This window comes from Cyanobacteria bacterium GSL.Bin1 (genome assembly GCA_009909085.1).
Taxonomy (GTDB): domain Bacteria; phylum Cyanobacteriota; class Cyanobacteriia; order Cyanobacteriales; family Rubidibacteraceae; genus Halothece.
Map to the genome: position 1 here is coordinate 12,537 of JAAANX010000186.1, position 17,848 is coordinate 30,384.

10 protein-coding genes are annotated in these 17,848 nt (G+C 47.8%); 8 read left to right on the forward strand and 2 right to left on the reverse strand.

The window, feature by feature from the left end:
- Positions 1 to 7: 7 nt before the first annotated feature.
- Both GVY04_21165 and GVY04_21170 read right to left on the reverse strand, forming a co-directional pair.
- Entirely contained in the window at positions 8 to 1,726 is a 1,719-nt protein-coding gene (locus GVY04_21165; protein ID NBD18541.1) for a BamA/TamA family outer membrane protein, read from the reverse strand.
- Entirely contained in the window at positions 1,716 to 5,546 is a 3,831-nt protein-coding gene (locus tag GVY04_21170; GenBank protein NBD18542.1) for a filamentous hemagglutinin N-terminal domain-containing protein, read from the reverse strand. Before GVY04_21170 ends, GVY04_21165 begins: the two co-directional genes overlap by 11 nt.
- Positions 5,547 to 5,806: 260 nt before the next feature.
- Here GVY04_21170 and GVY04_21175 point away from each other — a divergent pair, with 260 nt between their 5' ends.
- The 8 genes from GVY04_21175 (at position 5,807) to hypE (ending at position 17,773) form a co-directional block, all read left to right on the forward strand.
- Positions 5,807 to 6,340 carry a hypothetical protein gene (locus GVY04_21175; protein ID NBD18543.1) on the forward strand — a complete coding sequence of 178 codons (534 nt, stop codon included), beginning with the start codon at positions 5,807 to 5,809 and terminating at the stop codon, positions 6,338 to 6,340.
- A gap of 249 nt (positions 6,341 to 6,589) precedes the next feature.
- A complete protein-coding gene (hypF, locus tag GVY04_21180; GenBank protein NBD18544.1) occupies positions 6,590 to 8,896 on the forward strand; it encodes a carbamoyltransferase HypF in 2,307 nt (768 codons plus the stop codon).
- A gap of 243 nt (positions 8,897 to 9,139) precedes the next feature.
- Entirely contained in the window at positions 9,140 to 9,373 is a 234-nt protein-coding gene (gene hypC / locus GVY04_21185; GenBank protein ID NBD18545.1) for a HypC/HybG/HupF family hydrogenase formation chaperone, read from the forward strand.
- Positions 9,374 to 9,712: 339 nt separating this feature from the next.
- Complete coding sequence (nifJ, locus tag GVY04_21190) at positions 9,713 to 13,255, forward strand: pyruvate:ferredoxin (flavodoxin) oxidoreductase (protein NBD18546.1); 3,543 nt, start codon at positions 9,713 to 9,715, stop codon at positions 13,253 to 13,255.
- A gap of 156 nt (positions 13,256 to 13,411) precedes the next feature.
- On the forward strand, positions 13,412 to 14,455 hold the full coding sequence (locus GVY04_21195; GenBank protein ID NBD18547.1) for a dihydroorotate dehydrogenase-like protein: 1,044 nt from the start codon (positions 13,412 to 13,414) through the stop codon (positions 14,453 to 14,455).
- Between the two features lie 12 nt (positions 14,456 to 14,467).
- On the forward strand, positions 14,468 to 15,541 hold the full coding sequence (locus tag GVY04_21200; protein ID NBD18548.1) for an ATP-dependent 6-phosphofructokinase: 1,074 nt from the start codon (positions 14,468 to 14,470) through the stop codon (positions 15,539 to 15,541).
- Positions 15,538 to 16,626, forward strand: a complete 1,089-nt coding sequence (hypD, locus tag GVY04_21205) for a hydrogenase formation protein HypD (GenBank protein NBD18549.1) — start codon at positions 15,538 to 15,540, stop codon at positions 16,624 to 16,626. Before GVY04_21200 ends, hypD begins: the two co-directional genes overlap by 4 nt.
- A gap of 109 nt (positions 16,627 to 16,735) precedes the next feature.
- Entirely contained in the window at positions 16,736 to 17,773 is a 1,038-nt protein-coding gene (hypE, locus tag GVY04_21210) for a hydrogenase expression/formation protein HypE (GenBank protein NBD18550.1), read from the forward strand.
- Positions 17,774 to 17,848 lie beyond the last annotated feature (75 nt).

Sequence of the window (17,848 nt, forward strand, 5' to 3'; positions counted from 1 at the left end):
CAATAATTTAGAAAGGCGTATATTCGATTTGGAAATATAAGCCATTTTGTTGTAGGGTATTGCTGTCAGAATTTGGGTCGTCCCCATCGAGCAGAGGAATCCCCCAGTCTAAACGAGCATTCAGTGTTTCTTGCATTTGCCACAGCAAACCCACTCCCACCCCAGCTAGGGTGCTCGGATCGAGTTGATCGCTATCAACATTCCAACCCGTGCCAAAGTCAATAAAGGGTGCGATTTGTAAGGTTCCTTGTACCTCTGGAACCCGCAGAATTGGCAGTCGCGCTTCTGCTGAGAGAAAAAAAGCATTATCGCTGAGAATCCGATCTTGACGGTAGCCTCTTACTGTTGGCGAACCGCCGAGACTAAACTGCTCAAGATTCAGCAAGGAAGCACTTGACAATTGCAATTCGGAACGAACTAATAAGGTTGGATTCACGACATCATTGTCGCTTCTTTCACTCAAAAGGCGTAAATAGAGGAGTTGTCCACGCCACAGAAAAAATTCGCCATCTGGCTCCTCGTTGTTAACCGTTGCATTAAAGGCATCGATCCCTAGCCCAAACTCGGAGCGAGCTCTAATCACCTGTTGAGGGCTGCGCTGAAGCCATTCTTGAGCAAAATTCAGCTTGGAAATACGAACTTCTCCTTGCTCATCGGCTCCTGGAGATAGCGGAAAATCTATCCCAAGCAGGGAACTATCGCTTTCCTTTCTCACGATTCCCAAGCTTAAAGCCAGTTCTTGACTATACTCTGGAGTTGCTCTTGCCAGAACGGGCTGGCGAAAGTTTAACTCGTACTGGCGATAATCGACTTCCAAATCTAAGTCGTCAAAAGGATCTTCAATAATCTGGTTATTTGAGACCTGATAGCCGAAGCGAAGACTTCCGTTACGAGGATTGACAGGTAAGGTGTAACTGCCTTCAAACTGATTGCTGCCATCAGTATTGGCATAGTTCAAATCCAGTTTATCTCCCAGTCCCAGCAAATTCGCATCTGAGAGCTTGATGCCACGTTCAAAGCTACCAATGCTTGAATTACGGTTATTATTAAGATCCAGACTGGCACTGAATGTTTTCGCACCAACCACTTGCACTGACAAACTATTCGTACCCGGTTGTGTGCCAGCGCTCAGTTCTGCACTCAAGTTTTCGATTAGGGGGTTGAATTGCAATAATTGCAATGCCTCTTGCAAACGATTGATGTTGAGCGGTTGAGAACTAGCAATCGCAATTCGATCGCGCACATAATCTGATTTAAGTTGCCCCTCGAGAATGGTCACATCAATCTCTTCTAAGCGTCCTTCAACCACCTGAATCGTAATTTCACCGGATTGAATCGCTTGACTCGGGATATAAGCACCGGAGGTGATGTATCCTTTTTCGAGATAAAGCTCGGTAACTTGATTCGCCGCTTGCAGGAGTTGAGAAAAGGTAATGGGCTTGCCCAAAAACTCAGCCGTTGCCTCGTTGAGCTCCTCCTCGCTAAACACAGTGCTCCCGACAAAATTGAACCGATCGACAACAATTTGTCCTGGAATATCGACTGATTCTTCTACAGTTGGCGGAGCACTTGGATCTAACTTAAAAGGGGCTTGCTCCGAGGGCAGAGGTTCAGGCTCTGGTTGTTGCGGTGAAGTCGATTGTGCTATTCCAGGCAAAGGAGTAACCAAGATCAAGCAAAAAACGTGATAGAACAGGATGATTGTTGATTTTTGTCTAATTACCATGACATTCAGGAGTCTTTAAGCCAGAACTGTAGGGAGCAGCGGAAGGAGCTTGAGCAGCCAGGATTAAGACCCCCTCTGAATCAACATACCAACCTTGTGCTGGAGTTGGTAACTGTGCAAAATTTTCTTCCTCTGCCGATATCTCGGACACTGATAAACGGTCTGGGCTGGTAGAGGAAGCGTCAAAATCGACGAGATTTTCACTGCTGAGGGGGTCAGTGGGGCGGGGAGGCAATCCCCCGCGTCCCGTAATAATAAACTCGCTCTGTTCTTGTCCATCAGTGGTTGAACAAGCTAGAGCCACGACTTCTTCTGATTCAGCTACCTCTTCGGGCAGATCAATGACGTCCAGCTCTGTATTCGGCTGTAGCCTATCTATCGTGACAAGACCCTCGACTCCCAGTTCTGAGCTAGCAGTAATCTCACAATTGGGACAAACAAAAAGGGCTTGGGTTTCGATATTAATGTTCCCCCCCCTGCCCTGGAAGGCATTGGCAGAAATCGTGCTATTTTCAAGCAGGACAACAAAGTCAACTGGACTGGTGCCAGCAAGCGTAATATTGCCTCCATTCCCGGTGCCCCCTGCGGTAGCAGAGATCTGGCTATTCTGGCGCATCAGCAAGGAATTCGTTTCAAGATTAATATTGCCGCCTTCTCCTGAGGTACCGGCTGCGGAGATAGTTCCTTGGTTATCCAGGAAGATTGAATCAGCGATCACTTGCACATTGCCCGCCGTCCCAGAACCTAAACTTTGTACATCGATCCGTGCTCCATCGCGGACAATTAAATTTTGGGTCCTTACATTAATATCTCCCGCATTACCCGTTGCTTCTAATTCCCGTATATTTTCCCGTCCCGATGCCGCTAACAAACCTCCTAAGGTTAAATCTCCAATGGTCGTCCCAATCAGTTCAATGGATTCAGACGCATTAATCGTTAAAGTTCCGCCCTCTCCTGAACCTGACGCAGCCGTTGAGAGATCGGCTCCTTCCTTAACAACCAAGCGCTCAGTGTTGATCGTCAAGTCTCCTGAAGCAGACTCGCTAAAACTGGTTGTCCCTAAACCGCTGGGAAATCTTGTATCAAAACCGCTGGGAAATCTGGGATCAGTTTGTACGCCTGCAATTTCTACAGACTCACTGGCATTAACAATGATATTGCCCCCTGGACCTCCTGAAGGAATCACCCCTGTTGGCAAGGAAGCTCCCGTATTCGTTACAATAACTGCATCTCGTATACTTAGCCGTCCTGTGTCAATCCTGACATTGCCTCCTTCTCCAGAACCCAGAGTTGTGTTCGCATAAATACCTGTGAGCAATAACTCTCCTGGGGGAGAATTTTTTAATTCAACCGACTCCAACGCACTGACTTCCACATCCCCGCCGGGGCCATCCCCAAAGCTTGCATTAATAATTATTGCTCCATCTTGCACAACCAACTGGCCCGTATCAACCTCGATTTTACCAGCTGGTCCCGTACTTGCGGGGGCTGTTCCTACTTGCACCGCAGAGCCACTGAGTTCCACTGATTCAGAAGCCTCGATGAGAATATTGCCCCCTTGCCCATCAGTAAAAGTTGGGCTAAAAATGGCTGCGCCATCATTCATCAGTAGGGAAGGGGTTTCAAGGCTGAGATGACCTGAAGGACCGCTACGAGCAGTCCCCAGAAAAATGCCAGTCCCTCGCTGACTAGCCTCAAGGGTGCCGGATAGAACCCCGGCTTGAAACGTTTCTGTCAGCACCTCAAATCCTGTGCCAGTGATTTCTACCGCCTCCGTCGCCTGGATAACAACATCTGCACCTTGCCCTTCCCCAAAGGTCGTAGCCGAGATAAACGCACCCTCATCAATCTGTAATTTACCCGTTTCAATCCGCAAGATTCCGCTGTCTCCGCCAGCAAAATTATCACTGGAGATCTGGCTAAAACCGCTCATTTCTAGGGAATCTTGAACTTGTAAATCAATGGTTCCCCCTTGGCCGCCGTTGGTGGCTGCACTGATTCCCCCTTGATTGTCTAAAGAAATAGAATTGGCATTGACCTGAAGGATTCCCGCATCCCCTAAGCCATCATTTCTGACGGTCACTTGTGCTCCTTGATCGATTGTTAATTGGGGAGTATTAATCGTCACATTACCAGAAGTTCCACTAGGCAAGGCAGGTAATTGGAAAGCTTCTTGTAAGCTGGCATCCACTTGGTTGGCAGCTGAGGAAATTAAACTGGGATTAATCGATTCGGGAACGGTCCCTTTCACTTCCACAAACTCAGAAGCGTTAATGGTCAGGCTACCACTCTCGCCAGTGGCGAGAGCAGAGGCATCGACTCGCCCGCCATCGAGAATCGTGAGTTGTGACGTATCCACCGTTAAGTTGCCTGCTTGACCGCTACTAAAGCTAGTCACAGCCAAACCGCTAGGAATGAGCCGGTTGGGTTCCACGCCAACGATATCAATGGATTCAGTAGCGGTGACATCCAGATTGCCGCCACTACCCGCGCCCAAACTGGAAGCGGCAATAATTCCGCCTCCCGTCGCTGTTAAACGCTGGGTTGACACACTTGTATTGCCGGAATCTCCGGTGCCCAAAGTGGCTGAGGCAATGGAGCTCACTGCTCGTGGTGTGAGGGGACTCGCGCCTAGCATTTGTATCGATTCCGACGCCGTGACATCAATATCACCTCCTGAGCCTAGACCAAAGGTGGTCGCGACAATGCTTGCTCCGCCATCCACAACTAACTGCCCGGTAATAATGTCAATATCTCCCCCTTGACCCGCACTCAGGGGATCAGTTTGATTATTCACGCTCGTGCGAAATGTCCCGTCCGCATTCGTCCCGCTCACGGTGATTGAGTCTGACGCATTTAAAGTAATGTTTCCGGCAGTGGTAAAGCCTTGATTTTGAATCAATACCAGTGACCCCTCTGCAATGGAGAGGTTTTTTCCCTGCAGCTGAATCGCTCCTGCTGTGGATCCAATACTAGCACTACTGGCATCGACTAAAGCGCGCGATCGCAGCTGTAGATTGCCAAAGGCAGAGACACTGTCATAATTAAATGACCACCCTTTTGGCAACGACTCAAGGTTAACCAACCCTTCGGCAACACTTCCCAGCTCAATCCTTCCGCCTTCTGCAGTGAACATTCCGCCCTCTGCAGTGAGCACTCCGCCTTCAAGGTTAATGCCATTACCCACTAGCGCTAAGGTATTGCCAGCATTCACAGACAGACCCCTGGGATTATTCTCTCTAATAATTGGGGCAAAGACCGGATCGGCTACTGTGAAATTATGCCCCTGCCCTTCCACGCGAATCGCCCCTCCATCTGGTCCCATTTGCAAGCCGACCGGGACGGCAATTGTTAGTAAAGGATTTTGCGGGTTGGTGGCACTAAATTCTGTGCCATCGCTAAATTTAACGCTATTTGCTGTACTGCCTAAAAAAGAACCGCCAATATCGAGTTGAGCATTGGGACCAAAAGAAATCCCCTCGGGATTGATTAGAATTAAGTTTGCTCCACCGTTTGCTTGAATCAAACCATCAATACTGGAAATAGACCCCCCTGTTACTCGGCTGATGATGTTAGTAATGTTGCCTCCGTTTTTAAAGAAGGCTGTGTTGCCGGTCGGGAGAGAAAACTCTTGGAAACTATGAAAAAGATTGCCCCCGGCTTGGCTTCCTTCTGTGATCTCAAAAACATTACCGGACTGGGTCACTTCAGTAGAAACAGTACCATCAGCTCTGATTTGCGCTTGGGCAGCGTTAATAGTAGCTAAGCTGCTCAGATAAACAACACCAGCGATTAAAACTGGGCGGGCAAACGGTTTCATCTATAAATCTCCTCATGCAATCTGTCAATGAGCGACCCAAAACTCTAACTATTAAAGATTGACGACCGCCCCTTCCATAAAATATCAGAAATTTTGAAGCCAAAGATATATTAACTCTATTTAAGTTTATACTTAGTTAACTATTTATGTGTTATCATAACTTTTGCTGCTGCTGACAGCCTGCTGGCAGTTCCTTCATCAAGATTCTTAACTCTGATTGAGATGAAAGGAGAGATGAAATTAAAGAGAGGGGCAAACTTATGAACACAAAGCAAGTCGGCAAAATTTTCTTGGGAGTGACGCCATTTTTGGCATTAGGAGCGCTAGGAATCTTGGCAAAACCGAGTACAGCGAATACCATCAATATCACCTGTGAGGTGAACGATAGCGTTCCAACTGTCATGGCTACTTTGCCAGAACAAAATTCGTCAGAAAATATACCAGTCTTGAACTTTGTCCCTAAATATTTTTCCCCTTCAGAAGCGCTCAAGAACTGTCAGGAGACAGCAAGTCGCTTACAGTCTCTGTATGAAGAAGGTAATGCCCATTACTTGACAGGCGATCAGTTTAATGGCCAACCGGCTGTATGCACCGTTGGACGGAGAGGAATTGGTTGCGACCACTATAGTGCTCATGTCTTATTTCCCCTCAACAAGGGAGAGAGCTCTGGGCAAGCCTTATATGAAATGCTGGGTAGCGATTTTAAGCAATCTTCCCCTCTTGATTCAAGAACGCTCGGTCGAATTTATACTGATATTCAACCTTCTTCCTCTTGGTGGAATCAGTTATTCTAGTAAACTCACGATAATTCCTTCATTGAATTGATCGCTGTGGTGTAATCTGAGATAGTTGTTGTTCAAGTTAAGTCATCAACGATCTTTGCCATCTTGTCTGAATTAATTTCACAGTCATGTTTCAGGGAACGGTGGTTCAGTAAAGGTTTCCGTTTACACTGATAATAGAGCTTTAATTGAGCTAGAGCATGGGGTCTTAACCAAAAGAGAATCCCTACTGAACTCAGTGCTTTGCTTTGAACGACAACCGTGAGTCCATTACCGTCTGCTTCCTATTCTCGTCTTTATCTGCAACTGCAAGGGGTCGTCCAAGGGGTCGGCTTCCGTCCTTTTGTCTATCGTCTTGCGACAGAGTTAGCCCTTTGCGGTTGGGTCAACAATACGGTGAGTGGGGTGTTCATTGAAGTGGAAGGCAACGGTGAGACGCTTAAAACCTTCCAAGAACGACTTTTAACCGACAAACCCTCCATTGCGCGCGTGGATGAGGTGAAGGCAACATGGCTGGATCCAATTGGGTACCAAGAATTTGAAATTCGAGCGTCTCCCAGCACTGAGCGTGATCCGAAATCAGCAGGGGTGTTACCAGATTTAGCCACTTGTTCGGATTGTCTGGCAGAAATTTTTGATCCCAATCATCGTCGCTATCGCTATCCCTTTACGAACTGTACCCACTGCGGTCCCCGTTATACGATTATCCAGGGGTTACCTTATGATCGCGCTACGACCACGATGCGACACTTCCAGATGTGTCCCGCCTGTCAAGCAGAATATGAAAATCCGCGCGATCGCCGCTTTCATGCCCAACCCAATGCTTGTCCCAATTGTGGTCCCCAGTTAACGTTTTGGGGACAAGAAAAAGTCGAGGGGGATGAAGCTTTAATTGCCACAGCAGAGGCATTACGACAAGGAAAGATTGTCGCGGTTAAAGGATTGGGTGGATTTCACCTGATGGTGGATGCCAGGAATGAGTCAGCGGTGTCTCAACTGCGACAACGGAAACAGCGTCCGACGAAACCCTTGGCAGTAATGTATCCCTCTCTGGAAAGCGTGAAAGACGATTGTCAGGTTTCAGACACCGAAGCTGAGATTTTACAATCTCCAGCAGCACCGATTGTCCTCCTCACCCAAAAACCAACCACTAGGTCGATTGTGCCTTCTGTTGCCCCGAATAATCCGAATTTAGGGGTGATGCTTCCTTATACGCCCCTCCATCACCTCTTACTAACAGAATTGCAGTTTCCGGTTGTGGCAACCAGTGGCAATCTTGCGAACGAACCGATTTGTACGGAGGAAACAGAAGCCAGAGAACGCTTAAAGGGCATTGCCGACTGCTTTTTAGTTCACAATCGCCCGATCGCGCGTCCAGTTGATGATTCTGTCGTTCGCATCATTTTAGATCAGCTAACTCTCTTACGACGGGCGCGGGGATATGCCCCCTTTTCTACTCGTTTAGCACTCCCCCATCGACAACCTTCATCCCCGATTCTGGCAGTGGGCGGACATCTCAAAAATACCATTGCCCTGTATCAAAACCAACAAGTGGTTCTCTCCCAACATATTGGGGATTTAGAGACAGCGCGATCGCGCCAAGCCTTCTCCGAAACTATGCAGAGTCTCGCGGATCTCTATGACTTTCAACCCAGCCAGATTACTTGTGATCGTCACCCAGATTATTACTCTAGTCAATATGCCCAACAACTCGCGACCGAGAAAGACCTTCCCCTAATGCCAGTACAGCATCATCTCGCCCATATTCTTGCTGGCATGGCCGAACATCGCCTTACACCGCCGGTTTTGGGGATTGCTTGGGATGGTACCGGATATGGCTTAGATCGCTCAATTTGGGGGGGAGAATTTATTTTAGTCACGCCAGAAACTTGGCAACGGGTTGCCCACTGGCGGACATTTCGTTTACCCGGTGGCGAAAAAGCGATTAAGGAACCGCGCCGATCAGCATTAGGACTACTGTATGAAATATATGGGGAAGCAGCGGTTACAGGATTTGATTTTAGCCCGCAAGAGTTAACAATCCTACGCTCAATGTTGAAGCAAGGGTTGAATACACCCCGAACCTCAAGTGTGGGGCGACTCTTTGACGCGATCGCGGCACTTGTCGGGTTATCGCCAACGGTTAGTTTTGAGGGAGAAGCGGCGATGGCGCTGGAATTTGCAATCAATGGCAACCTGACCGAACAAACTTATCCATTTCAGTTGATCCCCGGTCGTGGGAAGCAACCAGATTGTCTAGACTGGGAACCCCTAGTCCGTGCCATTTTGAAGGATGTTCAAGCCAAGCGCCCCCTCAGTCTCATTGCTGCCCAGTTTCATAATACTCTGATTGCTGCCATTAGCGCGATCGCGCATCGGATTAATACCCCCACCATTGTTTTGACCGGGGGCTGTTTTCAAAATCAATATTTACTGGAAAAGGCAGTGCAAACCACACGAGTCGAAAACCTGCAACCTTACTGGTGTCAAACCCTGCCTCCAAACGATGGCGGAATCGCTTTCGGACAAGTTGTTGCTACTTTGTTAAAACTCTCTAACAAATTTTAGGCAGCGATTTAAGATCAATTTAGAGGCTAGTGATTCCTCGTTCGATCAAATTTAATGTTGTGACTTATTTCCTAAAGTAAAGAAAATGTACTTTCTCTTTAAAAAAGTATAACCCAAGCCTTAATTACTGCAAGTAATTAGCAAGTAAAATTAAAACCATCTCTTGGCAACTTTATCATTGATTAATGAGTCAGACATGACGAATTAAATTGAACCGTAAACCTCTATACAAAAAAGGTAATTATGTGCCTAGCTATACCAGGAAAAATAATGAGTATAACCGGGGATGATCCCCTCTTAAAAGCTGCAAAAGTGAGCTTTAGCGGTGTCGCAAAAGAAGTCAGTCTGGCTTATGTCCCAGAGGCTGCAGTCGGCGATTATGTCGTCGTTCATGTGGGATTTGCCCTCAGCGTGATCGATGCAGAAGCTGCACAAAAAACCCTGGAAGATTTACAAGAATTAGAAGCAATTCTTTAAAAAGGGTTAAATCATTCCTCAAAATCAAATCTTCTATTAGAAAATAGGAGGTAGAAAAGTTGTTTCAGCGATGCAAATAAATACTGAGTCCTAAAAAACAACTTGCAAAATAAAAAAAACAAGGGTCGTGAGCTTGAAAGTCTAATCAATCACTAAAAGTCGTAACTTATTCCAGCAAGAAAGTGTTTTCGTTGTTTTAAGATAACTTCCTGAAAAATGACTTCAATCCTTGCCGAGGAAGGAGCAGATTTTAAGTTTTATTAAGAAAAAAGTGGTTGTGACAAAAACTTTCCAGCAGCGACGGTAACAGTCAAAAAAACGAGAGGAGGTTTTGTCATAATGACTGCTCAAAAAACAGCAATGTTGGATGGAAACGAAGCCATTGCACGGGTGGCTTATCGCCTCAATGAGGTAATTGCCATCTATCCCATTACTCCCGCCTCTCCAATGGGAGAATGGCCGGATGCCTGGGCATCGCAAGGACAGCCCAATTTATGGGGAACCGTGCCGTCGGTTGTGGAAATGCAAAGTGAAGGCGGGGCTGCCGGGGCAGTTCACGGATCATTGCAAACAGGGGCACTGACCACCACCTTTACCGCCTCCCAAGGCTTATTATTAATGATCCCCAATTTATATAAAATTGCTGGAGAGTTAAGTCGAGCAGTGATTCATGTAGCAGCGCGATCAGTGGCTGCGCAAGCCCTCTCGATTTTTGGAGAACACAGTGATGTCATGGCAGCACGGGGAACCGGGTTTGCTTTCTTATCCTCTGCGTCTGTACAAGAAGCCCATGATTTAGCCCTGATTGCCCAAGCCGCAACCCTAAAAACACGAATCCCCTTTCTTCACTTCTGCGATGGGTTTCGCACTTCTCACGAAATTCAAAAAATAGAACTCCTCGAAAATGAAGATTTAGAGGCGTTCGTGGATAAAGCAGATATCTTTGATCATCGCCAACTCGCCCTCTCCCCTGATCACCCAGTTTTGCGGGGAACCGCCCAAAATCCCGATGTCTTTTTCCAAGCGCGAGAGAGTGTGAATTCCTTTTATAACGATTGTCCGGCTGTTGTGCAAGCGATGATGGACAAGTTTGGAGAACGAACGGGACGACAGTATCAACTGTATGAATATCATGGCGCCCCCGATGCTGAGCGCGTGGTCGTTTTAATGGGATCCGGGTGTGAAACCGCCCATGAAGCAGTGGATTATTTGACCGCCCAAGGGGAAAAAGTTGGGGTCTTAAAAGTGCGGTTGTATCGTCCGTGGGATGTGAATCGCTTTGTGGAAGCCCTGCCTGAAACCACCCGCGCGATCGCGGTATTAGACCGTACCAAAGAACCCGGTAGCAGTGGTGAACCCCTCTATTTAGATGTGGTCACCGCAGTGCAAGAAGCCTGGACCGGGACCCTACCCAAAGTCGTCGGCGGACGCTATGGCTTATCCTCAAAAGAGTTTACGCCCGCGATGGTGAAAGGGGTACTGGATAATCTCAGTCAAGACAAACCGAAAAATCACTTTACCATTGGTATTAACGATGACCTCACCCATACCTCCTTAACGTATGATCCAGAATTCTCCACAGAACCGGAAACAGTCTCCCGTGCAGTATTCTATGGCTTAGGATCGGATGGAACCGTGGGGGCGAATAAGAACTCGATCAAAATTATTGGTAGCGAAACCGAAAATTACGCCCAAGGGTACTTTGTCTATGATTCTAAGAAATCGGGCGCCGTTACCGTCTCTCACTTACGCTTCGGTCCCGATCCGATTCGTTCCACCTATTTAATCGATCAAGCGAACTTTGTCGGGTGTCATCAGTGGTCCTTCTTAGAAAAACTGGATGTACTGGAAGTGGCAGCCCAAGGGGCAACCTTCTTATTGAACAGTCCTTATCCGCCCGATCAGGTGTGGGATCATTTGCCTTTGGAAGTGCAAGAAGAAATTGTTCGCAAAGGCTTAGAAGTTTACGCCATTGATGCGAACCGAGTTGCCCGCGAAAGCGGCATGGGCGGACGGATTAATACCGTCATGCAAACGTGTTTCTTTGCCCTGTCTGGGGTGTTACCCCGAGACGAAGGGATTGCCCAAATCAAACGCGCGATCGAGAAGACTTATGGGAAGAAAGGAACTGAGATTGTGCAGATGAATCTCTCGGCGGTGGATAATACGCTCGATAACCTGTACCGCATTGATGTCCAGACCGTTAACAGTCCCACTCATCGTCAACCGCCTGTCCCAGAAACAGCACCCCCCTTCGTACAGGATGTGTTAGGAAAAATGATCGCCCGCCAAGGGGATGAACTTCCGGTGAGTGCTTTACCCTGCGATGGCACCTATCCCACTGGAACCGCCAAATGGGAAAAACGAGGGGTCGCTCAAGAAATCCCGGTTTGGGACCCGGATGTTTGTGTCCAATGTGGCAAGTGCATCATGGTTTGTCCCCATGCGGTAATTCGGGGGAAAGTCTATGACGAAGGCGAGTTAGGGAATGCACCCAGTGAGTTTAAGTTTACTGACATTAAAGACAAAGCCTTCCAAGGACAGAAATTTACGATTCAAGTGTCGCCAGAAGATTGCACCGGTTGCGCCGTTTGTGTGGATGTTTGTCCGGCAAAAGATAAAACCCAGCCCTCACGGAAAGCCATTAATATGGCAGAACGGTTGCCAATACGGGATCAGGAACAGGAAAATTGGGACTTCTTCTTGAATTTGCCGAATCCTGACCGCAAACAGTTAAATGTGGAACGGATGCGCCAACAGCAATGGCAAGAACCCCTCTTTGAATTCTCGGGTGCTTGTGCCGGTTGTGGAGAAACGCCTTATGTGAAATTGGCGAGTCAACTGTTCGGGGATCGGATGGTGGTTGCCAATGCCACAGGTTGTTCTTCCATCTACGGCGGAAACTTACCGACGACCCCTTGGACACAAAACGCAGACGGGCGAGGTCCCGCCTGGTCCAATAGTCTGTTTGAAGATAATGCGGAATTTGGTTTTGGTTTCCGGATCTCCATTGATAAACAAGCCGATTTTGCCAAAGAACTCCTGAAAAAACTAGCTGCGGAGATCGGGGAAAACCTGGTTGAGGGGATTCTGAACCAAGAACAACGCTCAGAAGCCGATATTTGGGAACAACGGGAACGGGTTGACCAATTGAAAGAAAAACTGGCAAATCTCGATTCCCCAGAGGCAAAACAACTGTTAAACCTGGCTGATTATCTGGTGAAAAAATCTGTCTGGATTGTTGGCGGTGACGGTTGGGCGTATGATATTGGCTTTGGCGGATTAGATCATGTCCTTGCCAGTGGTCGCGATGTGAATATTCTTGTTTTGGATACAGAAGTGTATTCCAATACGGGTGGACAAGCCTCGAAAGCAACGCCTCGCGCTGCTGTTGCCAAATTTGCTGCCGGTGGGAAGCCCACATCGAAGAAAGATTTGGGCGCGATCGCGATGACCTATGGCAATGTCTATGTCGGCAGCGTCGCGATGGGCGCACGGGATGAACACACCCTAAAAGTCTTTTTAGAAGCGGAAGCCTATCCCGGTCCTTCGTTAATTCTGGCGTACTCCCACTGCATTGCTCATGGCATCAATATGAAAACCGCCATGAGTCATCAAAAAGACTTGGTGGACAGTGGTCGCTGGTTACTGTATCGCTATCACCCAGAACTGAAAGCACAGGGACAAAATCCGTTGCACATGGATTCGCGAACCCCGAAAAAACCGGTGAGCCAGTCCATGTATAAAGAAAATCGCTTCCAAATGCTGACGAAAACTAATCCCGAAGCAGCGAAACAGTTACTGCAAGAAGCCCAAGAAGATGCCGAAGCCCGTTGGCAACGGTATCAGCAGCTTGCTTCTCAAGGTAGCAGTGAGCAGTAATCTAACTCAGTTAAAGGGGTAGAACTTTCACCCTGATCGGTGAAGTTCGGAAGAGAGAGTGAGGGGGAGACAAGCAGAATCTTTGATTTCCTCTTCCCTATCCCCCAATCCCCTTTTCCAAATGATGAATGACCAATGACGAATAACTAACGAACCATGGATCTAACAACTAATTATCTCGGACTTGAGCTGCGATCGCCGCTGATTTCTGCGGCGGCAGCCCCCTTATCAGAAGATCTCGACAACATTAAACGCCTTGCTGATGCCGGGGCGGGTGCCATTGTCCTTCATTCTCTCTTTGAAGAACAATTGATGCGAGAGAAATTTGAATTGCATCATCACCTGGAATACGGAACCGAAAGTTTTGCCGAAGCATTAACCTATTTCCCCGAACCCGATGAATTTCATGTGGGACCGGAACTCTATCTTGAACATATTGCCAGCGCCAAAGCAGCGACCGGGTTACCGATTATTGCCAGTCTCAATGGCTATTCTCGCGGCGGCTGGGTTGAATATGCCCGACGGATGGAGGAAGCGGGGGCGAGCGCGATCGAGCTGAATGTTTACTTTGTTCCCACCGACTTTAACTTTTCTGCCAGTGACACAGAACAAATCTATCTGGATATTCTCCAAGATGTCAAAGCAGAGGTCAATATTCCCATTGCGATGAAACTCAGCCCGTTCTTTACCAACATGGCTTATATGGCAAAACGTTGCGCCGAAAGTGGAGCCAATGGTTTAGTATTATTCAATCGCTTTTTGCAACCTGAAATCAGCCCCGAAGAATTAGAAGTGCAACCGCAAGTGCATCTTAGCCATTCGGCTGATGCCCTCTTGGCAGTCCGTTGGATTGCCATTCTCTACGGTCGCATTGGTACTGATTTTGCGGCTACTGGTGGTATTCATACAGGGCGCGATGTGATTAAAGCACTGATGGCAGGGGCAAAAACCACCCAAATTTGTTCAGCGCTCTTACGGCATGGTATTGACTACCTTCGAGACATGGAACGTCAACTCCAACATTGGATGACGGAGCACGAATATGCCTCTGTAAAAGAAATGCAGGGCACGATGTCTCAGTTCTATTGTGCTGATGAATCAGCTTACGAACGAGCGCAGTATATGCGGTTACTTCAAGAAACGCAGCCCTTGTGGCATCCTGTTTCCACTACAGCAACATTATCTTCATCCCAATCATAAGCGAGGCCTATCATGGGAAAAAAACGAATTGGTATTTTAACCAGCGGGGGAGACTGTCCCGGATTAAACTGTGCCATCCGCGCCGTTCTCAGTCACGCCACTCTCACTTATGATTACGAAGTCTTAGGGATTCCTTATGCCACAGAAGGCTTACGGGAACGCAAAGCGATTTCTTTTCCCTCCTATTGTGTGAGTTATCTCCACGGAATTGATCCATTGCTCTGCGTTGGCGGCACCATTCTGGGCAGTATTAACAAAGGGGATGATGAAACCCTCGCTTCTGCTGATGAAATTATTGGGGGTTACAAAGATTTAGGCTTAGATGCCCTAATTGCCATTGGCGGAGATGGCAGTATGGCTATCTTGCGGGAATTAGCCCGTAAGGGAGACTGGAATTTAGTGGTCATTCCAAAGACCATTGATAATGATGTTGCCATGGCCGGTCAGTCTTTAGGCTTTAATAGTGCGGTGAGTACCGTTACTGAATCTTTAGAACGTCTTAGTTTTACCGCAGCCAGCCACGATCGCGCTCTCGTCATCGAAGTCATGGGACGCACCGCAGGACATCTGGCTCTTAATTCTGGCATTGCCGGCGGGGCTGATATTATCCTCATCCCTGAGATTCCCTATTCCATCGCCAGTATGGTGCGGCATATTGATCGGTTGCGAGAAGAACAGGAACGACGGTTTGCGATTATTGTTGTTGCCGAAGGAGTGCAAAATCCCGTTGATATTCCCCTAGAAGCGAATGAAAATTGTGCCATTAGCATTTCTCAACAGATTGCCCAACAAATCTCAAAATATACAAAAGGTAATGTTGATAGTCGGGTGACAGTACTGGGTCATGTCCAACGCGGTGGACTGCCTTCGGCTCTTGACAGTATTATCGGGGCAACCTTAGGGAAAACTGCCGTTGATTTGGTTGCTCAAGAAAAATACGATCAAATGGTGGCTTGGCGCGATGGCGAAACAGTTGGCATTCCCTTGCAAGAGGTAGTAGATAACAGCCCGATCCTGGTTGACCCCAACTGTAACTTAGTGCAAACGGCTCGGGCGCTAGGCACGTATGTGGGAGAAATAACGTGAAGTACGTTAGCGAATATCGTAATCCAACTCTGGCTCAAGCTTGTGCGGACGCGATCGCGCAAACAGTCACGCAACCGTGGACCCTGATGGAAATTTGTGGGGGACAAACCCATGCCATCGTTAAATACGGGCTGAATCAGCTCTTACCGCCGGAGGTAACGCTGATTCATGGTCCGGGCTGTCCAGTGTGTGTGACACCAATGCATCTGATTGATCGTGCGATCGCGCTGGCGGCTCTACCTGAAGTGATTTTCTGCTCCTTTGGCGATATGTTGCGAGTGCCGGGGAGTGAAAAAGACCTCTTTTGGATCAAAAGTCAAGGAGGAGATGTTCGCATTGTGTATTCCCCCATGGAAGCGGTTGCCCTAGCCAGAGAGAACCCAGATCGGGAGGTGGTTTTTTTCGCGATCGGATTTGAAACCACCGCCCCAGCGACGGCAATGGCGGTTTATCAAGCCCAGCAAGAAAACTTACAAAATTTCTCTTTGTTAGTGTCTCATGTCCTTGTTCCCCCGGCGATGGAGGCGATTTTATCCGCCCCCGATTGTCGGGTGCAAGGCTTTCTGGCTGCGGGTCATGTGTGTACCGTCATGGGGTATCACGAATACAGTGCGATCGCGTCTCGGTACAAAATCCCCATTGTCGTGACGGGGTTTGAGCCTGTGGATATTTTGCAAGGAATTTACCTGTGTATTCAACAACTGGAAAGCGGGCGCTATGAAGTAGAAAATCAATATCTGCGTTCCGTTTCCTACCAAGGGAATGATCGCGCTCAAAAACTCATCCAAGATATTTTTGAAATTGTCCCCCGTCAGTGGCGGGGTATTGGTGCCATTCCCCAAAGTGGTCTGGCGCTAAAAAGCAAATATGCCGCGTTTGATGCGGAACAGAAATTCCAAAATCAGCTTGATCTTCCCACTTCTACTCCAGAAACGGAATGTATCAGTGGGGAAATTATGCGCGGGCAGAAAAAACCCCTCGATTGTCCCGCCTTTGGTATCCGTTGCACCCCTGAATCTCCCCTCGGTGCGCCCATGGTCTCCTCAGAAGGCGCTTGTGCTGCTTACTATCTGTATCAGAAATAATCAACATCTTATATAGAATTGATTGGGGAGATGAGCCTGTTTTACCCTGAGCTTGTCGAAGAGTCGAAGCATGGAACGTCTCTACATTATTGATTGCTGTTAATTATTAATTCTTGTGACTTTTAACGCTTGCCCCATTCCGATCCAACAATATCCCAATATCCTTCTCGCCCACGGTGGCGGTGGAAAACTAATGAATCAATTGATTTCAGAAATGTTCCATCCCGTGTTTGGCGACCCGCAAGCGATTCCTCACGATGCAGCAGCCTTAAATCTCCCTCACAATAAAATTGCCTTCACGACTGATTCTTATGTGGTGAATCCTCTCTTTTTCCCCGGTGGTGATATTGGTTCCATGGCTATTTATGGAACTGTTAATGATCTTGCTATGTCCGGGGCGCGACCCCTTTATCTCACCGCAAGTTTCATTTTAGAAGAAGGACTCCCCATGTCCACCCTCTGGCAAATTGTCCAATCCATGCAAGCGGCTGCAGAAAGGGCGAATGTCAAAATCGTCACCGGAGACACCAAGGTTGTGGATCAAGGCAAAGGAGACGGCATTTTTATCAATACAGCAGGTATTGGCGTCATTGAACATAATCTTCAAATTAACCCCTCTACCATTGAACCTGGCGATCAGATTTTACTCAACGGCGATTTAGCCCGTCATGGTATTGCCATCATGGCACAGCGCGAAGGCTGGGAGTTTGAAGAACCGATTGCAACGGATTCTGCACCGGTTGCCAGTACAATTTTAGAACTGATTGAGGCGGGAATTAACATTCATTGTGCCCGCGATTTAACCCGTGGCGGTTTAGCTAGCGCCTTAAACGAAATTGCCACCAGCAGTAGATTGGCTAGCACCATCACTGAAACTGCAATTCCCGTGCGAGAAGATGTGGCTGGGGCGTGTGAAATTCTGGGACTGGATCCCCTTTATATCGCCAATGAGGGACGATTTATTCTCTTTCTTCCGTCTGCTGATGTGGAGAAAGCCTGCTCGATCTTGCAACACATCAATCCCGAAGCAAGGGTGATTGGAGAAGTCAGCAGTGAGAAAAAGGCTTTAGTGACCATGAAAAGTATGATGGGAACAACCCGTGTCGTTGATATGTTAAGCGGCGAACAACTACCGCGCATTTGTTAAGGAAGCGCGATCCGTGAACGATATCGTAATCAACTGCCATTGCTTTTTCTCCGTTATGATCGATCAGGTTAGTTC

Bases quoted from the DNA above. Each gene is read 5' to 3' on its own strand.
- GVY04_21165 (NBD18541.1), bottom strand. From the start codon at position 1,726: ATGGTAATTAGACAAAAATCAACAATCATCCTGTTCTATCACGTTTTT.
- GVY04_21195 (NBD18547.1), top strand. From the start codon at position 13,412: ATGGATCTAACAACTAATTATCTCGGACTTGAGCTGCGATCGCCGCTG.
- nifJ (NBD18546.1), top strand. From the start codon at position 9,713: ATGACTGCTCAAAAAACAGCAATGTTGGATGGAAACGAAGCCATTGCA.
- GVY04_21175 (NBD18543.1), top strand. From the start codon at position 5,807: ATGAACACAAAGCAAGTCGGCAAAATTTTCTTGGGAGTGACGCCATTT.
- GVY04_21170 (NBD18542.1), bottom strand. From the start codon at position 5,546: ATGAAACCGTTTGCCCGCCCAGTTTTAATCGCTGGTGTTGTTTATCTG.
- hypC (NBD18545.1), top strand. From the start codon at position 9,140: ATGTGCCTAGCTATACCAGGAAAAATAATGAGTATAACCGGGGATGAT.
- GVY04_21200 (NBD18548.1), top strand. From the start codon at position 14,468: ATGGGAAAAAAACGAATTGGTATTTTAACCAGCGGGGGAGACTGTCCC.